The sequence below is a fragment of the Niabella pedocola genome (genome assembly GCF_021044425.1).
Lineage (GTDB): Bacteria > Bacteroidota > Bacteroidia > Chitinophagales > Chitinophagaceae > Niabella > Niabella pedocola.
This window is the reverse complement of record NZ_JAJNEC010000005.1, coordinates 2,046,096-2,064,767: the sequence shown is the minus strand read 5'-3', so window position 1 is coordinate 2,064,767 and position 18,672 is coordinate 2,046,096. Positions and strand designations below refer to the sequence as shown.

Below are 18,672 nucleotides of genomic sequence, written 5' to 3'. Positions count from 1 at the left end.
ATATACGTGTGGAGCATTTACCCGAAATCAGTTTTTCCTTTCATAAAAAGGTAACGCTTAAGGACCGGAATCGCCTGAGGCAGTTCCTTACTTCCCTCTTTAGGGAAAACAACCAGGCGCTGGATATGTTGCATTATGTGTTTTGCGATGACCCCGAGATCCTGGCGGTCAATAAACAGTACCTGCAACATGATTATTACACAGATATCATCACATTTGACCTCCGGGAGAAGTCTTCCGAGCCCATGGTTGCGGACATTTTTATTAGTATAGACACTGTTCGATCGAATGCTGCATTATTGAAAGTGCCTTTTTTAAAGGAATTGCACCGGGTTATCTTTCATGGAGCCCTTCATTTATGCGGGTATAATGATAAAACGGAGGGGGAAGCAGTACTAATGCGGCAAAAGGAGGATGAATGTTTGCACAGATATGGCTTTAGGTAGGTTTCACGTGAAACAATTGATAGACTGCTATTCTTTTATAGCCTAGTTCATTGGAGCAGTTTACTAATTCATGAGAGTAGTTCTAACAGAATATCTGTTTCCGTCTTCGGTAACTAACTGTTAAAGCTGAAGTATTAACTAATGGTTTCTTGTTTCACGTGGAATATGGCTATCCATACTTTAATAAATACAAACCTCGTGTTTTTCCTGTGTTTCACGTGGAACAGCCTCTTTGTTTACTCTGAATTGGGTTCTATAAGGATTTACTTAAAGACTGCTGTTGTATATCTGTTCTTATGTCTATTGTTCCGTGAAATACCGGGGAAGTCTTCTCGTTTCACGTGGAATAACTTCTTATTTACTTTTTGTTGAATTCTATAGGGTGCTTGAAGACTGCTGTTGGATATCCGTGAGAATATAGATGAGTTGTTTGATTGTTAGCATGCCTTTTACTCCGGGAAATACTGAAAGGTTTTCTTGTTTCACGTGGAACAGGGCTTTGGAGGTATAATTAACTACTATTTTAGGGCGATAGCGTTTAGTGCTTAATTCGATAGGAATAGTTCTTTTGCTTATAATTGACGTTTCACGTGGAACAGAGACTTTGAAGACGCAAGAAGCCTACTATTTGGGGAAATAGGATTTGGTACTTAAATTGAGAAGGATGGTTCTTTCGGTAGTAATTGGCGTTTCACGTGGAACAGAATAGGCTGATCGTGAAAACAATCTTGTAAATGCGGCTAATGTTGCTTCAAGCTGTGTTATTAGAGAATTCACCCATTAATTCCCCTGCAGGGCCTATAGGAATCACTTATAAAAGGAATGGCGTAATTTTGCACCCATGTTTCCAGAATATGATGTAATAGTAGTAGGTGCGGGTCATGCAGGCTGTGAAGCTGCCGCTGCGGCAGCCAATATGGGATCAAAGACCCTTTTGATCACCATGAATATGCAGACTATCGCCCAAATGAGCTGTAATCCGGCGATGGGTGGTATCGCCAAGGGACAAATTGTACGCGAAATTGATGCGCTTGGCGGATATTCCGGTATTGTAACGGATGTATCTATGATCCAGTTCCGGATGCTGAACCGCTCTAAAGGGCCGGCTATGTGGAGCCCGAGGGCACAAAGCGACCGCATGCTGTTTGCTGCAAAGTGGCGGGAAATGCTGGAGCAAACGCCTAATCTTGATTTTTACCAGGATATGGTGAAAGGATTATTGATAAAAGATGGGCGCGCGGCAGGAGTTATCACTGGATTGGGTCATGAAATCCGGAGCAAGGCCGTGGTATTGACAAATGGTACTTTTCTAAACGGGATCATTCACATTGGAGAAAAGCAGTTTGGTGGCGGACGCGTGGCCGAAAAGGCTGCCAGCGGTATCACCGAGCAGTTGGTAACACTTGGATTTGAGAGCGACCGCCTAAAAACAGGAACGCCACCACGGGTGGATGGCAGGAGCCTGGACTATTCAAAAATGGAAGTACAGGAGGGAGACGCCGATATCGTGGGCTTTTCATTTACAGATACACCAAAAATCGATGCTGCTAAACAGCGATGCTGCTGGATCACCTATACAGATCAGAAGGTACATGATATGCTAAAGACCGGTTTCGACCGGAGTCCGATGTATGCAGGAAGGATTGACGGGGTTGGTCCCCGCTATTGTCCCAGCATTGAAGACAAGATCAATCGTTTTGCCGATAAGGAACGGCATCAGCTCTTTGTGGAGCCGGAGGGGTGGAATACAGTGGAGATCTATGTAAACGGATTCTCTACCTCACTTCCTGAGGATGTGCAATACGCGGCTTTGAAAATGGTTCCCGGTTTTGAAAATGCCCGTCTTTTCCGTCCGGGATATGCCATCGAATACGATTATTTTCCACCAACACAGCTTCAAAACACATTAGAAACAAAATTAATACATAATCTGTATTTTGCCGGTCAGATCAATGGAACCACCGGATATGAGGAAGCCGCCTGCCAGGGAATTATGGCGGGTATTAATGCGCATCTGGAGGTACAGGAAAAAGACCCGTTCACGTTGAAAAGGAGCGATGCTTATATAGGCGTGTTGATCGACGACCTGATTAACAAGGGTACTGAAGAGCCTTACCGTATGTTTACCTCGCGTGCGGAGTATCGCACCTTGCTTCGCCAGGACAATGCGGATGCCCGGCTTACGCCGATCAGTTATAAGCTGGGACTGGCTTCAGAGGACAGAATGGATAAAATACGGCTAAAAAATGAAAATATAGCCAATATAAGAACCATATTAAGGGAAACTACTTTTCGGCCTGAAGAGATAAACGGTTTCTTATCGGATCGTGATTCATCGCCTATCCAGGAAAAGCAAAAGGCAGAAAAGATCTTGTTACGACCGGATATTGAACTCGATCACCTGGTGGACGCCGTTCCTTTTCTAAAGGAACAGGTACGCAACTACACCCGGGAAGAACTGGAACAGGCATCCATTCTTACCAAATATGCAACCTATATTGAAAAGGAGCGGGAGTTGGTTAACCGGATGAGCGAAATGGAAAATCTTTCAATTCCGGCCAGCTTCGATTACGCCCGCCTGAGTTCATTGGGAAATGAAGCCAAGGAAAAATTAAACCGCATCCGGCCGCAAACCCTGGGTCAGGCCAGCCGGATCTCGGGGATCAAGCCCAGCGATATCCAGATCCTGATGGTGTATATGGGCCGGTAAGTGTAAAAGATCATTTGCCCGATCGTTAAAGACAGGCCTGTTTACTGACAATTTTTAATCCAGTGGTAAAAACCAGTTATGTTTCGCAGTATTGTACTTATTACATTTTTATTTCTGATCACCGGCTATAAGGGGATTGCCCAAACCAACAAGAAGGAACATCTTTCAGGTTTCCTGATGACTTCACTTACCTATAAGTTTAATTCAAAATGGATGGCCTATACCGAACTGCAGGCACGTTCCATCGAACATTTTACACCGTTGGATTATACGGAAACCAAGGGTGGCATCGGGTATAATATCAATAAGAACAATCAACCCTTTATCGGCGTTGGCCGGTATGTTACATTCCAGGAGCATGAATTGTATCAGCGGGAGCTGCGTCTCTGGCTGCAGTACACATTTACCAATAATATCGGGAAGCTGAAAATGGATCACCGGGGCCGGGCCGAACAGCGCTATTTTCATTTTCCGCAAAGCGGGGAGAATAAAACCGATCAGCGGTTCCGTTACCGGCTTAGTGCCACCTTACCCATCAATAACAAAAAAGTGGAGCCCAATACCTTTTTCATAAACGGGTTTGAAGAACTGTTTTTTGGCCCTGAAGCTGATCTCCTAAAGCGAAACCGGTTGTTTACCGGTTTTGGCTATCAGTTTACAAAATCCGTTGGTGCTTCTACCGGCTATATGTGGCAGCGGGAACTGGCTCCGTCCGGAAACCGGAACCTGCATTTTATCTATCTTGCCCTGAACTTTGTATTGGATAAAAAAGGCGATCATGAACGGCATATTGATGTGCCGGTTGCAGACTAATAAATACGAATTATTTCGTTTACCCCTGGTCTTAAAAGCATTCCAAAGTTTAAACCCCCTCTTATACTTTTCATTGGGACATATTGTTATTCTACCAATTTATAGGGGTATTGATCAGTTGCACCAGTCCAGACCAGACTTTTATCAAGCATTAATGTTTAAACGATTAAACTGAAAATAGAGTCGGAGCAGCAGAACTATCGCTACGGCAGGCAGCGCGCGTGCATCACAAGGACTTCCTTTTGATGAGTTTGGTAGGATTGCGTTTTACTGTTGTTTGATCGCCAAGAATTACTTCGGCAACCGACCGGCCCATGGTTTCGAAATCTGTTGAAATGACTGTGATACCACCTTCCAGTATTTCTTTTACATCGGTATCGTTATAGGAGATCAATCCTACTTCTTTACCAAGGGTCAGTTTCTTTTTCCGGGCCAGCTTTATCAATGCCACATCGTCGGTATTGTAGCGGCTAAAGGTTACATATGCGTTGCCCTTCTGGAAATTCTTTTCATCAATGTCCGATTGGATGAGATACGGAAATTTGGTTTCGCTGCAATAACGTAAGAAACCATCAATTACCAGGCGTGCATGAACCGCTTCGGGGTGGGCTACAAGAATAAGCCGTTTGTATTTGGATAATTCATTTTCCAGTGCAAGCAGGCTATGGTAGATATCGTATCCAAAATCCTGGTAGATGCTGTTATAGTTGCCGGTTAATCCTTGTTCATGAAGATCGATGATGATCCGTTTTCGATCGGGGATCAGGTTCAATAACGGCGCCACATCTTCTTTAAGAAAAGTAGCGATCACGTAATGCGTATACTTTCCCAGGTTTTCCCGGATCAGTTTTTCAAATACCTGGTAGTTATGGTGATGAAAGTAAATGTCGATATCCGCGCGTTCTTTTAAATGATCAAACAAGCTCCGATAGAACTGCTCGCGCATGATGTTCATTTTATCCAGCAGCAGGAAGATCCTGAAATTATGATCAATTGCCTTTTTCCTCACAAAGTAGCCTTTGCGGTATACCGACTCAATAATACCTTTTTCCACGAGGTGATTCAATCCCTTCAGCAATGTTTCCTTACTCATCCGGAGTTGTAACTGCAGTTGTTTTAATGAAGGAATCTGATCTCCGATATGCAGCTGGTCGCTTTCAATAAGCGAAATAATATATTCTGATAATTGCTCGTATTTCAGTTTGGCATGTAATTCATTTTTAACCTGCTTTGTACCTGCATCCGCGGCTGCGCTCATAGAAAATCTTTCCGGCAAAAGTAAGTAATAACCAAAACAAACCAAACCAGAAGAAAGCGGGCAGGGGCATGTAAACCGGAAAATATATGTAACAGGTTGATATTAAAAATAGTATAAAAAAATATCCGCAAAAATTTGAAAACAAAAAATTAAACCCTATGTTTGTTGTATATATACCAGTCCAGACCAGACTATAAAATAACGAATATTGCGTATGAAACGAAGTAAAATCTTGCCGTTGCTGTTCGCCATTGGTTTACCGATCAGCTGTTTGGCGCAGACCGTAAAAAATGTTACCGGCACTGTTACGGATGAAAACGGAACCCCCCTGCCAAAGGCTACTGTTATTATACAGGGCAAATCAGTATCGGGTATTACCGATGCCAAGGGAAATTTTAGTCTTTCCAACATCCGGGAAAATGATGTAATGGTGATCTCCATGGTAGGGTACACCACGCAAACGGTTCCTGTTTCGGGCGAAAATCAGTACAAGATCCGGCTGTCTCAAAATAACCAGGTGCTGGATGATGTGGTGGTGATCGGTTATGGAGAGGTAAAACGCAAAGATCTTACCGGCTCCGTAGGCTCCGTGAATATGAAAGATATGGAAAAGGCCCCGGTAGTATCTTTTGAGGATGCGCTGGCAGGAAGGGTAGCCGGTGTGCAGGTAAGTTCCAATGATGGTCAGCCGGGAAGTACCAGCAATATTGTGATCCGTGGCGGTAATTCAATTACGCAATCCAATTCGCCATTGTATGTGGTAGATGGGTTTCCGCTGGAGAGCCCGGATAATAATACCATTAACCCGGATGATATTGAATCCATTGAGGTATTGAAAGATGCTTCTTCCACTGCCATTTACGGAGCAAGGGGTGCCAACGGGGTCATCATTATCAAAACAAAGCAGGGCAAAACCGGACCACCCGTAGTCGCTTATAACAACTGGCTCGGACTTCAGTATCCTATGAAGAAGCTTCCTGTAATGAGTCCGTATGAGTTTGTAAAATACCAGTTGGAACTAAACCGTACAACAGCAGAGCGCCTCTACCTGCAGGATGGCAGAACGCTGGAATCCTATAAAGATATAGCGGGCGTAGACTGGCAGGACTATGTGTTGCAAAATGCCTTTATGCAAAATCACAGTATATCCGTAAGAGGTGGAACGGCTGCTACCAAATATTCGGTGAGCGGATCCTATCTCGATCAAAATGGCATTGTGATCAACGGAGGATATAAACGTTACCAGGGACGGTTCCAGATTGAACAACGCATTGGAAAAAATTTCCGTGCAGGCATTAATACCAACTATACACAGGCAATAAAAAATGGCCAGATCGCCAATTTAACCAGTGACAATCTTAACAGTTCTTCCGCCGGCAATGCGTCATCGTACCTGCTTTACAGCACCTGGGGTTACCGGCCGGTTACCGGAAAGGGAGAAAGCGATGATTTTGTGGACATCCCGTTTGACGATGAAGTAGCATCCAATACAGATTTAAGAGTGAACCCGGTGGTGAACTCCAACAATATGTATATGTATGCATTTAATAAATCTTTTTTTACTAATGCATTCCTGGAATATTCGTTTCTCAAATATTTTAAATTCAGAGTGCACGGCGGGTTAACCGAAACGGATCTGCGGTTTGAACGGTTCAACAATTCTAAAACTGCTGCAGGAAACCCACGTACGGTTTACGGGGCTACTTATGGAATTAATGGCTCGACCGATAACCAGAATGTCCGCAGCCTGCTGAATGAAAACCTGCTTACGTTTAACCGCACGTTTAACAGCAAACACCGGGTAGATGCCGTTGGAGGATTTACTATGCAGCGCAACAGTACGCAGGGGAACGGCTTTGTATCGATCTTGTTGCCAAACGAAGTGCTGGGGATTAAGGGGCTTGACCAGGGAACCGTACTTTCAAAAACAACTTCAGGGTCTTATTCTACCCTTGTGTCGATGCTTGGGCGTGTGAATTATACCTATAATTCGCGGTACCTGTTTACGGCTTCATTCCGGAGTGACGGATCTTCCAAGTTTGCACCTCAGAACCGGTGGGGCTATTTTCCTTCGGGGGCGTTTGCCTGGAATTTAGGAAATGAACCTTTTCTAAAATCGGCTAAAGCGCTTTCTGCTGCCAAACTCCGGGTATCTTATGGCATCACCGGTAATAACCGGGTATCCGATTTTGCTTATCTCAGCGTGCTGGACCAGGAAGTGTCGGCCAATACCGGAAATACAAAGAGCGGGTACTATTTTAATGGCACCTATATAAAAGGAACGGTGCCTACCCTCGTAGGAAATAATAATCTTAAATGGGAACGTACGGGCAACCTGGATATGGGTCTTGACATCAGCCTGTTTAAGGAGCGCCTGAGTTTAACTGCAGATTATTATTATAAAAGAACAACGGATCTGTTGCTAGATGCCTCACTGCCTACATCAACCGGGTACCTGACTGCCTTTAAGAATATCGGTATTGTCGTAAACAAAGGGCTTGAGTTTACCCTCAATACGGTGAATGTAAGTACCAAAAACTTTACCTGGTCGTCTAATTTCAACATCGCGTTTAATAATAACGAGATCAAGGAGCTCAACGGAGATCAGCCCAGTTTAATTACAAGAGTCACCAACTGGAATGCCAGCTTTAATAACTCGCTACCGTATATCGCGTTGCCCGGACAGCCTGTGGCCTTGTTTTACGGATATGTGTTTGATGGCTTATACCCAGTAAGTGATTTTAATGTATTGCCCAATGGAAGTTATGAGCTAAAACCGGATGTACCCAATAACGGAGGCGACCGTGCCCTGATCAAACCGGGGTATATCAAATACAAGGACATTAATGGCGATGGTGTGGTGGATGCCAATGATCAAACCATTATCGGCAATCCCAATCCAAAACATATCGGAGGTTTTTCCAATAATTTCCGGTACGGTCAGTTCGATCTGAACCTGTTCCTGCAATGGTCGTACGGAAACGATGTGTTGAATGCCAACCGGATCGTTTTCGAAGGCGCAGAGGCAAGGATGAATCTGAATATGTACAAAAGCTACGAGAACCGGTGGTCTTTGGATAATCAGAGCAGCTTGCTGCCGGTAGCCGGTGGTTATGGCCCCAATGTATATTCTGACCGGAATATTGAAGACGGATCGTTCCTGCGGTTAAAAACGGTATCGCTGGGGTATAATCTTTCACCGGCATTGATGAAGCGATGGAAGATCCAGGCAGCACGGGTACATCTGTCTGCACAGAACCTGGTAACCTGGACCAAATATTCCGGACTGGATCCGGAGGTTTCTGTACGGAACACGGCACTTACACCGGGCTTTGACTGGAGTCCTTATCCAAGAGCACGTACGGTTACACTTGGTATGAACATCACTTTTTAACGGCAGCGATAAAGCACTAACAAAAATATTCATATGAAAAAGAGTTTCTATTATATCTATACGGCGCTGGCATTACTGGGTTTCTCCTGCAATAAGATCCTGGATACAACCCCGCAGGATTTTGTATCGCCGGTCAATTACTACAATACAGAAAGCGAGCTGGAATCGGCCCTGGCCGGGGTTTATGACCGCATGGGTGACAACCGGGTGTATGCACAGGGTATGGCCAGCTACCTGGTGGTGAGTGACGAGTTCTTTATGAAAAATCAAACTTCGGGCATCAATGCCAACATTGTGGATGCGTCTACCCTGGAGATCAACCGGCATTGGGAGGCCCTGTATACCGGTATTGAGCGGGCCAATATGCTGTTGGAAAATATAGACAAAGCGCAACAGGTGGGTGAAGCAAAACGGAAGGAAATAAAGGGGCAGGTGCTTTTCCTGAGAGCCTATTATTATTTTTTGCTGACGGATGAATTTGGTGCGGTGCCTTTAAAACTGCAATCCAGCAAAAGCCCGGAAGAAGCACCCCTGCCCGGAAGTTCGGTAAAAGAGATCTATGATCAGATATTAAAGGACATGAAAGAAGCGGCAGGCCTCGTGCGGTCGGTTTCGGATTACGGATATAATACCCGTATTACCAAAACCACGGTACAGGGTATACTGGCGAGGGTTTGTTTAACCATGGCCGGCTCCCCGTTGATGGATTTGTCGAAGTATACGGAGGCCCGGGCATATGCTGATAGTGTGATGCAATCAGGCTTACATGGATTGAATCCCGATTTTAAACAGATCTATATTAATCATGTAAAAGAGATTTTTGATACCCGGGAAAATCTTTGGGAAGTAGAATTTAAAGGTACCAGCCAGGGTGAAATACAGGAAGGCGGCACCATTGGAAGTTATAACGGTATTACCTGTGGCAATATTGATACCGGGTATGGTTATGACTATGTGCATGCTACTGCCAAACTGTATAATGCCTATGCAAACGGCGACCTGCGAAGAGACTGGACCGTTGCCCCCTTCCGCTTTGTAACCACGGGAAGCACGGTGGTACGCACTGCATGGGGTGCCGGTGAAATTTACGAACGCAGTAATGGAAAATGGAGAAGAGAGTATGAAACCCTGTTGCCCCGGAATCAAAATAATACAGGAACCAACTGGCCCCTGTTACGGTATGCAGACATCCTGTTAATGTTTGCGGAGGCGGATAACTATTTAAACAATGGTCCTTCCGAAAAAGCGTATACCGCTGTTAATATGGTGCGACGGAGAGGTTATGGGAAAGATGTACTTGCACCGGATACCCAGGCCGATGCGCCGGCCGGCCTTTCACAGCAAGACTTTCAGGAGTTGATTGTAAACGAACGGCTGCGGGAACTGGCTTTTGAAGGACTTCGTAAACATGATCTGATACGCTGGGGCCTTTATCCTTCTGTAATGCAGGTACAGGCACGGGAATACCAAACGAATATGCCTGTGGCGCTGCGCGATCCCGCGGTAGCACAGGCCCAGCGGGTAACAGCAAGGGCGGTGTTATTCCCGATCCCGAATAGTGAACTGGCGGTGAATCCCAATATCAAACAAAATTCCGGTTGGTAATAAAAATTGTATTCAATGAATAAGCTAATAATTGCTGCGCTGTTTTTTCTTTCACTGGCTTCCTGCAAAAAAAGATATGTACTGGATGCTTTTGACAATTTTTCCGTTGAGCTGGAAAAAACCAGCTATAAGGTTGGTGAACCGATTCGCTTTATGATAAATGGGAAACCAAATAACCTGGTGTTTTGGTCGGGCGAGGCCGGGCATGTATATGCATTCAGGAACCGTACGGCTGTAGAGGGAAATGCGGTATCGCTTAATTTTAAAACCTATGCACAATTCGGATTGATGCCCATTGACCAATCGGTTATCAAGTTGCTGGTGTCTACCGATTTTAGCGGGAAATACGATTCAACAAATGTAAAAGCTGCTACCTGGGAAGATATTACGGATAAAGCGGTGTTATCAACCGGCCAGGATCAAACACCTTCGGGCAATATCGACCTGAGCAGTTTTGCAGCCCGCAATAAAAATATAGCGATTGCGTTGCGTTATAAAACCAATGTTATAAAACCCGAAGCACAGCAAAACCGCTGGGTGATCCGTTCCTTTGATCTGAAGAGCACGAATCAACAGGGCGATGAAACGGTGTTGGCCAATATGGCAACGGCCGGCTGGACCTCCTTTAATTTCAGCGGACCCGCAACCAACTGGAGTATTACCTCTGCACAATTACTTACGGTTCGGAACAGCACGGATCTGGATGACGATTGGGTGATCACCAAACAATTCAATCCCAACAAAACAATGCCCGATAAGGGAGAACCCATCAAAAATATCTCCCAAAAATTATATGAATATACCAGGGCATATAACAAACCCGGAGTATATAAAGTGGCATTTGTAGCAACCAATGTAAATGTTAAAGAATCAGCATCTATTGTAAAAGAAATCGAATTAACAATTACGGCTCCATAAAAAAATACAAAGAAATACACATCATGAATCGTTCGTTCTTTTGTTGTTTAAGTGCAATTTTACTGCTGGGAGCAGGAACTGAAAAAGGTTTTGGTCAGCCCACTGTTAACGCCGGATTGAAGAACAGTACACTGCGTTTAAACTGGGAGCACACCGGCAACGGTTATAAAATAAAGCAGCTACAGGTGAAGGCGTTAAACGGGTGGCGGTCTTTGGCGGCCCCGCTTGGGCAATACACTTTGCTTTACAGCGCGGAGCAACCGAAGATGGACGCACAGGTCATCACAGATAAGGAAGGGAAAACCATTCAGTTCCCCGAGCCGGAATACCGGTACATCATTCCAACCTGGAAAGCGAATACTTCTGCTGTTTCTATGAATAAAGAGGGACGTGCTATTTCTTTTTATCCGCAGCAGTATAAAGCGGCCGGCGATAAAATCATTTTTCAGCAAAAGACGGATGTTGCCACCATGGAAGCGGTTTGGCAATTGGATCCTGTGTATAAAAATGATCTCCGGGTATCCATCCGGTTAACGGCGGATGCACCCGGTTATTATTCTATTGCAAGTCCGGCGCTTACTGTAAATGATAAAAACCAGTTTCAATGGGCCTGTATTCCCGGGCTTTTCCAGGGAAAGCGCATCAACGGGGATCTTATTGACGCCTATGGCTATGGCCACGGCATTCCGGATAAACCGGTAGTAGCAAGAGAACGCACTGCTGCTGCGCTCACGTCTATGCTTACCAATAAGGATGGCATTACGCTGGCAGTTACGGCGGAGCCCGGTGTAGGCCGGGATCCCTGGTTGTTTGATAAATCCACACAATCCGACTGGCTTCTGGGTTTATCCCTGATCAACCGTCAGGGCCAGTTAACGCCTACGCTTTATCATCCGGTATTGGGGCAGAAGAAATCTTATTTAAAGAAAGGAGAAACCATTTCCTTTGATTTCCGGTATACCGTAAATGCCACAAACTGGTACCCGGTTTACCAACATGTGGTGAACGATGTGTATCATTTTGATGCCTTATTACAGCTGAAGCAAACCCGCCTGTCCTTATCCGAAAGGATCAGCCAGCTTTTTAATTATGTAAGCAATGACAGTACCTCCCGCTGGCGCACGTTTGACTATAATGGCCGCATCATTGGTGCGCAGGAATATCTGGGAGGCGTATACGAGTCGAACAAAGATGCCGTTAAAAATGCAGATTATGGTGCGATGTGGATGCTGGCAACCATAACACAGGATTCCATTCTTATTCATGAGCGCTTAAAAGCAGCGATGGATTTTAAACTGGCGCAACAAAACAAAGCTGCCGGCTTTTTTTACGGCGCTGCTGCCGGCCAGTATTACTTACACGAATCCAAACGGTTTACAGAAGAGTGGGGCCCTTATACAGAGCCGATTGCAACAACCTATTATATGTTGCTGGATATGGGCAATGTATTTTTGTTTGAACCCGGTAATGCCGAACTGCGGCAAGCACTGCGTCTTGCGGCAGACTGGCTCCTGAGCCATATGAAACCCGAAGGGTATTGGGAGGTAGCATACAATAACCATACGACGAAGCCGATGTTTACGGATCTCAAAGATTACCGGCCAACTTTTTACGGGTTGTTGGTTGCATACAAAACACTGGGCGATAAAAAATACCTTGATGCCGCCATAAGATCCGCAAACTGGTATATTAAAAATGCTGTAGAACAGGGCTACTTTTTAGGGGTTTGCGGTGATGCCAGGTTTGCCCCGGACTTTGCTACCGGTCAAAGCGCCCAGGCGCTGCTGGACCTGTACGACATCACCAACGATCTGCGGTTTAAGCAGGCGGCTGTAAAGACGGCACAATTCTATACTACATCGATCTATTCGCACCCGATACCGGGGCATCAAAGCCGGAAAAGCAATGGACGCCAGCTGGAAGACTGGCAGATCAGCCAGGTTGGATTAAGTTTTGAACATGGCGGAGCCCTGGGATCAGCGAATCCCAGCGGACCCATTATGCTGGCCAGTCATGCCGGTATGTTTGTACGCTTGTTTCAGTTAACAAAGGATTCCCTGTACCTTAAAATGGCCAGAACGGCGGCATTGAGTAAAGACGCATTTGTAGATCCGGCCACCGGCGTAGCCTCTTATTACTGGAGTGCAATGAACAAGGGTGCGGGTCCCTATCCGCACCATGCCTGGTGGCAATTAGGATGGATCACCGATTACCTGATGGCAGAACTGTCGTTGCGGTCGCAGGACCGGATCCGTTTCCCCTCCGGGTTTATTACGCCCAAAGTGGGGCCGCATAAAACCTTCGGATTCCAGAAAGGAAAAATATTTGATCAGGAGGGAGATCTGTTGTTTATACAAAACCTGATCACATTAAGCAATCCGAATATGGATTACCTGTGTGCGCTGAACCGGAAGACGAGGAAGTTTTATTTGTTTATCCTTAATAATGACGACGAGCTGCAGCAGGGAGATCTCAAGATCGACGGATCCCGGTTTATTCCCGGTCATCATCTGCAACAGGAAACGGCGGTATGTTTTTCGGCGTCCGGGGAACGCATGAACGGCGCTTCTGTAAACCGTGTAAAGATTGCGCCCTATGGGCTGCAGGTATACGCATTTAATTATAACTAAATGTTCGAAACATGCGCCCCATCATTATAAAAAAACCGGTGTTTGTGTTCCTGTTGCTGGTCTGCTGTGGGAGTGCTTTTGCGCAACCGGGCAAATACCTGCTGTTGGGATCCGATTTCCAGTTTAAGGGTAAGTGGTTTACCGAACCCGCCAAAGAAAGTATCAGCGGCACTGTTTTACGGTTTTTAGAGGGCGAGCAGGATCAAACATCCGATGCGTTAACCGTATTAAAAATAGAACAACCCGGAAGCTATGCGGTATGGATCCGTACTCCGGATTTTGATAGCTATCCGCGTACGCGTCTGTTTCAGCTATCTATTGGTAATGCCCCGTTAAAGAAGGCCGGGGGCCACGGTAAACCGGGGTATTTTTGGGAACGGCTGGGTACCGCAGATCTTAAACAGGCAGCACTATTGTTACGCCTGCACAATTTTAACTATGGCCGTTGCGATGCCATCCTGCTGCTGCAGGACAGTACCATTGACCCTAACAAAACAGATACAAAAACGCTGCTATCCTGGAAAAAGCTTCCGGAAGCGCAGCCGGTAGTTGCTGAGGAAAAGAAGAATACCGCACCCGCGCTGCGGTTAAGCAATGCAGACAAGCTTATTGCCGGTATTGAAAACGAAAATGTTCGCCTGCAATTTGTAAAAGCCGGTACGGATCAGCGATCCATCGCCTGTAAAACGGAGATCCGGGAGCAGGGGCGGTGGAAACAAGCCGGAGGCCAGATGGAAGATCACAAAGTATTTTTGATCACTGCAGATGCCACGGCCATCCAGTTTAATAAATATTATCCTACCTGGGATAATAAAAACCCCGGTGCGTATTTTATTTTCGAAGGTCAAAAATATATCGTGCAAAAGCCCGGGGATGAGTTCAATCCGTTTCAATCGGGTAACCTGAGCGAAGCCATTCCTGTAAGCGTAAGTCCCATTAACAAACAAACCATCGAAGTACACTATGTAACCCGGAACGGTTCGGCCATTACCGGTTTTTGGTCGCTGCTGCCGGGACAGCAGCATATAGAGCTGCGGCTGGTTTGCAAAACGGCTCAACCGGGATATTACAGTATGGGGGTGGCAGCGTTTCAGCCGATTGCAGACCCGGAACTGGAAAATGTATTGATGGCTCCGATGTTTCAATATAAGCGGGTTTCCGAAGGCCCGCAAATGATGGTAACCTCCATGATGCAACAACCCATCGCGATCGTTGCTGCCAAAACAAGCTACGGACCTGTTTCAACATATGTGGCTGCCGATCCGGAAACGCTTAAAAAAGACTGGGGGTCCGTGGATTATGCCCCTGCCGGCTTTACACTTAAAAATCATCAGAACCAGGTACAACCGGTAATGTTTGCCCCCGTTTTGGGAATGAAGGATTCAAAATATGAAGCAGGGCAACTGATCGACCGGCGGTTTATGATCGGCCTGGTTCCGGGCAACTGGGATACGGCCCTGGCATATGCCTCCAAGGTCCTGTTTCAGGTGCATGATTACCGGAAACAGCAACAGGCCTCACTTACAGACGCCGTGTTTAATATGATTGAATTAACAAAGAACGATTCGGCCGGCGGATGGGCAAAGGAGCTAAAAGGCTTTTATGATATTGAAGGCGATCCTAAAACGGCACCAACTGTAGTGAATGCTACGCCACTGGTGAATGTGGCGCTTTCTGTATTGCAAAACGACGAACAATATTATCTGAGCCGGTCACTCCCTACCATCGAGTACACGCTATCCCGGAGTGGGTACCGCTGGGCAACAGATATTGTTCCAACGGCCTTCAACAATACCCGGAAAACGCTGGAGCTGAATCCGCTTACTTCCCAGTTCACTACATCCTATTATGCAGGGTTAGATCGCCTGCTGGGTGGCCTGAACCCCTGGCTTGTAAACCTTGCATTACCGGGAGACAGTCTGCGGGCAGCGAAGGGATATTCAACAGACTTTCTTCCCTGGAACCAGGCGCTTTGGGCCTACCACATGACCCGGCAGGCAAAATGGTTACAGCTGGCACGCAGGGATGCTGACCTGTTTATCCAAAACAAAATTTATTCAAATTCAAACAAGCCGCTGAGTCATATTCCGTTTTACAATGCCAGCTTTTATGCGCCCTGGTGGGATCTGCTGGACCTGTATGAAACCACAAAGGATACAATCTACTTAAAAGCAGCTGCCTATGGCGGATACTTTACCATTGCAGGGATCCGCAGCTATCCCCGTGTAAGCGATCAGTTACAAACCATTCACCCGGGGAACCGTTATGAGGGGATCGCCCATATCTGGTGGAAGGGGAACCGGCCCTATCGCCTGGGATTCCCGAGAAAAAAAGATGATGTGCAGGAAAAGGAGGTTCCGGAATGGTTGGTATCCCCGGTCGGTTTGGGACTGGAGCAACCCAGTACTTATTTTACACGCGTAAAAGGGCAAACCGTGCATCCGGTATTTATGAGCAGCTGGGCACCCCATTTGCTGCGCTTATTCCAATATGCACACCAACCCATTTATGAGGTTTATGCCCGTAATGCCGTCATTGGGCGGTATGCAAATTATCCAGGGTATTATGGTACCGGTTTTACAGATGTACCCATGTCGGCGGCATTTCCCTATAAAGGCCCCGATGTAAGTTCTATTTACTATCATCATATACCTCCGCATCTTGGATTCAGCCTGGACTATCTGATCACAGAAGCCATACAACGCTCCAACGGTCATGTGGCGTTTCCCTATAGCAAACAGGAAGGTTTTGTGTGGTTTAACAACCGGGTGTATGGAGGCGGCAACGGAACCATTTTCGGAGACGCTCAGGCTACCCTGCGGATGCATAAAGATTGGGTGCTGGTTCAGAATCCGGAGATCAATTACATAACGGCTGTTTCCGATAAAAATTTCTGGATCCTGCTTTCCTCAGAAGCAGATCAGGACAAAACGGTGAGCATAAAATGGACGAAGCAAACAGGTGCAAAACAGGAAGGCCAGACCCTTTGCTATACCAGCGATGGACAGTCTGCAACGGTTGCTATTGAAAACGCAGGGGTTGATGTGCCGGTGCCTGCAAAAGGGTTCAGGGCCATTGCTATTCCATTGCATGCGGCAACAACGCGTAAAAAAAATCCGCCGCTGAAAGAAGGAATGAAGATCATCGACCTGGGGAAACCCTGGGGCCGTGTGTTCCTGTTCCGCATCCGCTCACCGTTTGGCTGGGATAGCTTTTATGGATTTGCAGAAACCGCGCCATTGAGCGGGCACTCGGTAACGGTTACCTGCAATCAGCAAACACAGGAAATAAAAAAGTATCCTTATGAATGGAGCTTTAATAAAATAAGTATGGGCGCAAATGCCGTCATCGCACTTGATTTTAAAGGTGCCGACGGAAAAATCATATCCAAAAAAACAGTACTCAACGGAAATGAATAAGCGGGTTATAAAAACAGTGGTATTGGGGTTGCTTTGCATACCGGTGATAGGCTTTTGTCAATCGGGTACCGACAGCGACAAGATAGCGGCTTCGCAGGCCGGTGCCTCGCCGCTTTATTTTGATGCTGCTGCATCCGGTATTCCCGCGGTAGGCCCCGGAAGTTTCTACCAGGCGCAGGAATGCCAGGTACGTGCGGGGCTTCCGGATTTCTTTGAAAAAATAAAACAGGGAAAAGATGTAGTGGTGGCGTTTATCGGCGGCAGTATTACCCAGGCCAATTTTTGTTACCGGTTGCAAACGGCCCGGTACCTGGAGCAGTTATATCCGGCAACCCGGTTCAAATGGATCAACGCTGGTGTTTCGGGTACCGGAACGGAGCTGGGTGCCTTCCGGATCAGTGAACAGGTATTAAAGCATAAGCCCGATCTGATCTTTATGGAGTTTGCGGTTAACGGGGCATACCCTGACGCAATGGAGGGTATGATCCGGCAAGCCTTAAAAAAAGATCCGGCAACAGATCTCTGCCTGTTGTATACGATACAGAACGGGCAAACGGCATTCTACCAAAAAAATGACATACCACCCAATATCAAAGGATTGGAGCGCATTGCCGCCTATTATGGATTGCCCGCTGTTCATTTGGGCATGGAGGCGGCCAGACTGGAGGCTGAAGGAACATTAACCTGGAAGGGCAGCGCTCCGGCGCCGGATAATAAGATCCTGTTCTCCGAAGACGGTATTCATCCGGCCACGGCCGGGGGAAACCTGTATGCAGCAGCCATTGCCAGGGCTTTTCAAAAAATGAAAACACCCACGCTGGAAAAAAAGAAACAGCTCCCGGCACCGATGATAACCGCCGCCTGGGATGAGGCTACCATGGTGGAACCTTCAGCTGCAGCCCTGGCAAACAAAGGCTGGGCGTTGCAGGCCACAGCACCGGATCCGGCATTAAAAAAATTCAATCCCTGGTTTGCCTCCGTTTTTACTGCAAACCAACCCGGAGCTGCATTTCGTTTTCGCTTTAAAGGAGATCTGTTTGGTGTATTTGATATCGGTGGTCCGGAGGCCGGGCAACTGGAATTTACCGTGGATGGTAAACCCATAACACTGAGCAGGGAAAAACAGGGCAGTTTTATTTATTACCAGGTAAGTGATACGGCATCCACCAATGTATTGAACCGGTTCAATGCGTATTGCAACAACCGGTACCGCGGGCAGTTTGATGTAGTAAAGCTGGAGCCCGGCGTACATGATGTAACGGTGACCGTTTCTTCACAGAAAGCAGACAAGCTGGAGATCCTTCCGGCAGATAAGCGGGCCGACATTGAGCAACATCCGGAAAAATATGACCGGTCGGTGATTTACCTGGGACGGATCTTAATAAGAGGAAAAGTAGTTAAAGAAACCGGTGCCGGTGCTTATCAACAATAACACAATAATCAGTTCTTATAAACCCTTTTTTACCGCAAAAAACACTT

General features: G+C 46.4%; 10 protein-coding genes. 9 read left to right on the top strand and 1 reads right to left on the bottom strand.

Features of this window, described 5'->3' with window-relative positions; translation table 11 throughout:
- Nucleotides 1-8: 8 nt before the first annotated feature.
- The 3 genes from ybeY (at nucleotide 9) to LQ567_RS16065 (ending at nucleotide 3,969) form a co-directional block, all read left to right on the top strand.
- Entirely contained in the window at nucleotides 9-446 is a 438-nt protein-coding gene (gene ybeY, locus LQ567_RS16075; protein ID WP_231005871.1) for an rRNA maturation RNase YbeY, read from the top strand.
- Nucleotides 447-1,287: 841 nt separating this feature from the next.
- A complete protein-coding gene (mnmG, locus tag LQ567_RS16070; RefSeq protein ID WP_231005861.1) occupies nucleotides 1,288-3,156 on the top strand; it encodes a tRNA uridine-5-carboxymethylaminomethyl(34) synthesis enzyme MnmG in 1,869 nt (622 codons plus the stop codon).
- A gap of 78 nt (nucleotides 3,157-3,234) precedes the next feature.
- A complete protein-coding gene (locus tag LQ567_RS16065; RefSeq protein WP_231005858.1) occupies nucleotides 3,235-3,969 on the top strand; it encodes a DUF2490 domain-containing protein in 735 nt (244 codons plus the stop codon).
- Between the two features lie 226 nt (nucleotides 3,970-4,195).
- Here the strand turns inward: LQ567_RS16065 and LQ567_RS16060 are convergent, their stop codons facing one another.
- Nucleotides 4,196-5,227, bottom strand: coding sequence for a GntR family transcriptional regulator (locus LQ567_RS16060; RefSeq protein WP_231005857.1), 1,032 nt, complete (start codon nucleotides 5,225-5,227; stop codon nucleotides 4,196-4,198).
- A 214-nt stretch (nucleotides 5,228-5,441) separates the two neighbouring features.
- Here LQ567_RS16060 and LQ567_RS16055 point away from each other — a divergent pair, with 214 nt between their 5' ends.
- The 6 genes from LQ567_RS16055 to LQ567_RS16030 are packed head-to-tail and all read left to right on the top strand — an operon-like array spanning nucleotide 5,442 to nucleotide 18,625.
- Nucleotides 5,442-8,621: a SusC/RagA family TonB-linked outer membrane protein gene (locus tag LQ567_RS16055; RefSeq protein ID WP_231005856.1), complete on the top strand. Its 3,180-nt coding sequence runs from the start codon at nucleotides 5,442-5,444 to the stop codon at nucleotides 8,619-8,621.
- A gap of 33 nt (nucleotides 8,622-8,654) precedes the next feature.
- Entirely contained in the window at nucleotides 8,655-10,226 is a 1,572-nt protein-coding gene (locus LQ567_RS16050; protein WP_231005854.1) for a RagB/SusD family nutrient uptake outer membrane protein, read from the top strand.
- A gap of 15 nt (nucleotides 10,227-10,241) precedes the next feature.
- Nucleotides 10,242-11,144: a DUF5017 domain-containing protein gene (locus LQ567_RS16045; RefSeq protein ID WP_231005851.1), complete on the top strand. Its 903-nt coding sequence runs from the start codon at nucleotides 10,242-10,244 to the stop codon at nucleotides 11,142-11,144.
- Nucleotides 11,145-11,167: 23 nt separating this feature from the next.
- Nucleotides 11,168-13,774, top strand: coding sequence for a glycerophosphoryl diester phosphodiesterase (locus LQ567_RS16040; RefSeq protein WP_231005849.1), 2,607 nt, complete (start codon nucleotides 11,168-11,170; stop codon nucleotides 13,772-13,774).
- Nucleotides 13,775-13,785: 11 nt separating this feature from the next.
- A complete protein-coding gene (locus LQ567_RS16035) occupies nucleotides 13,786-17,193 on the top strand; it encodes a hypothetical protein (protein WP_231005847.1) in 3,408 nt (1,135 codons plus the stop codon).
- The gene (locus LQ567_RS16030) at nucleotides 17,186-18,625 is read left to right on the top strand and encodes an SGNH/GDSL hydrolase family protein (RefSeq protein ID WP_231005845.1); all 1,440 of its coding nucleotides are present in this window, start codon (nucleotides 17,186-17,188) and stop codon (nucleotides 18,623-18,625) included. Before LQ567_RS16035 ends, LQ567_RS16030 begins: the two co-directional genes overlap by 8 nt.
- Nucleotides 18,626-18,672 lie beyond the last annotated feature (47 nt).

What these genes read in the sequence shown, in the direction of transcription:
- mnmG (WP_231005861.1), top strand. Translation starts at nt 1,288, where the DNA reads ATGTTTCCAGAATATGATGTAATAGTAGTAGGTGCGGGTCATGCAGGC.
- LQ567_RS16065 (WP_231005858.1), top strand. Translation starts at nt 3,235, where the DNA reads ATGTTTCGCAGTATTGTACTTATTACATTTTTATTTCTGATCACCGGC.
- LQ567_RS16060 (WP_231005857.1), bottom strand. Translation starts at nt 5,227, where the DNA reads ATGAGCGCAGCCGCGGATGCAGGTACAAAGCAGGTTAAAAATGAATTA.
- LQ567_RS16055 (WP_231005856.1), top strand. Translation starts at nt 5,442, where the DNA reads ATGAAACGAAGTAAAATCTTGCCGTTGCTGTTCGCCATTGGTTTACCG.
- LQ567_RS16050 (WP_231005854.1), top strand. Translation starts at nt 8,655, where the DNA reads ATGAAAAAGAGTTTCTATTATATCTATACGGCGCTGGCATTACTGGGT.
- LQ567_RS16045 (WP_231005851.1), top strand. Translation starts at nt 10,242, where the DNA reads ATGAATAAGCTAATAATTGCTGCGCTGTTTTTTCTTTCACTGGCTTCC.
- LQ567_RS16040 (WP_231005849.1), top strand. Translation starts at nt 11,168, where the DNA reads ATGAATCGTTCGTTCTTTTGTTGTTTAAGTGCAATTTTACTGCTGGGA.
- LQ567_RS16035 (WP_231005847.1), top strand. Translation starts at nt 13,786, where the DNA reads ATGCGCCCCATCATTATAAAAAAACCGGTGTTTGTGTTCCTGTTGCTG.
- LQ567_RS16030 (WP_231005845.1), top strand. Translation starts at nt 17,186, where the DNA reads ATGAATAAGCGGGTTATAAAAACAGTGGTATTGGGGTTGCTTTGCATA.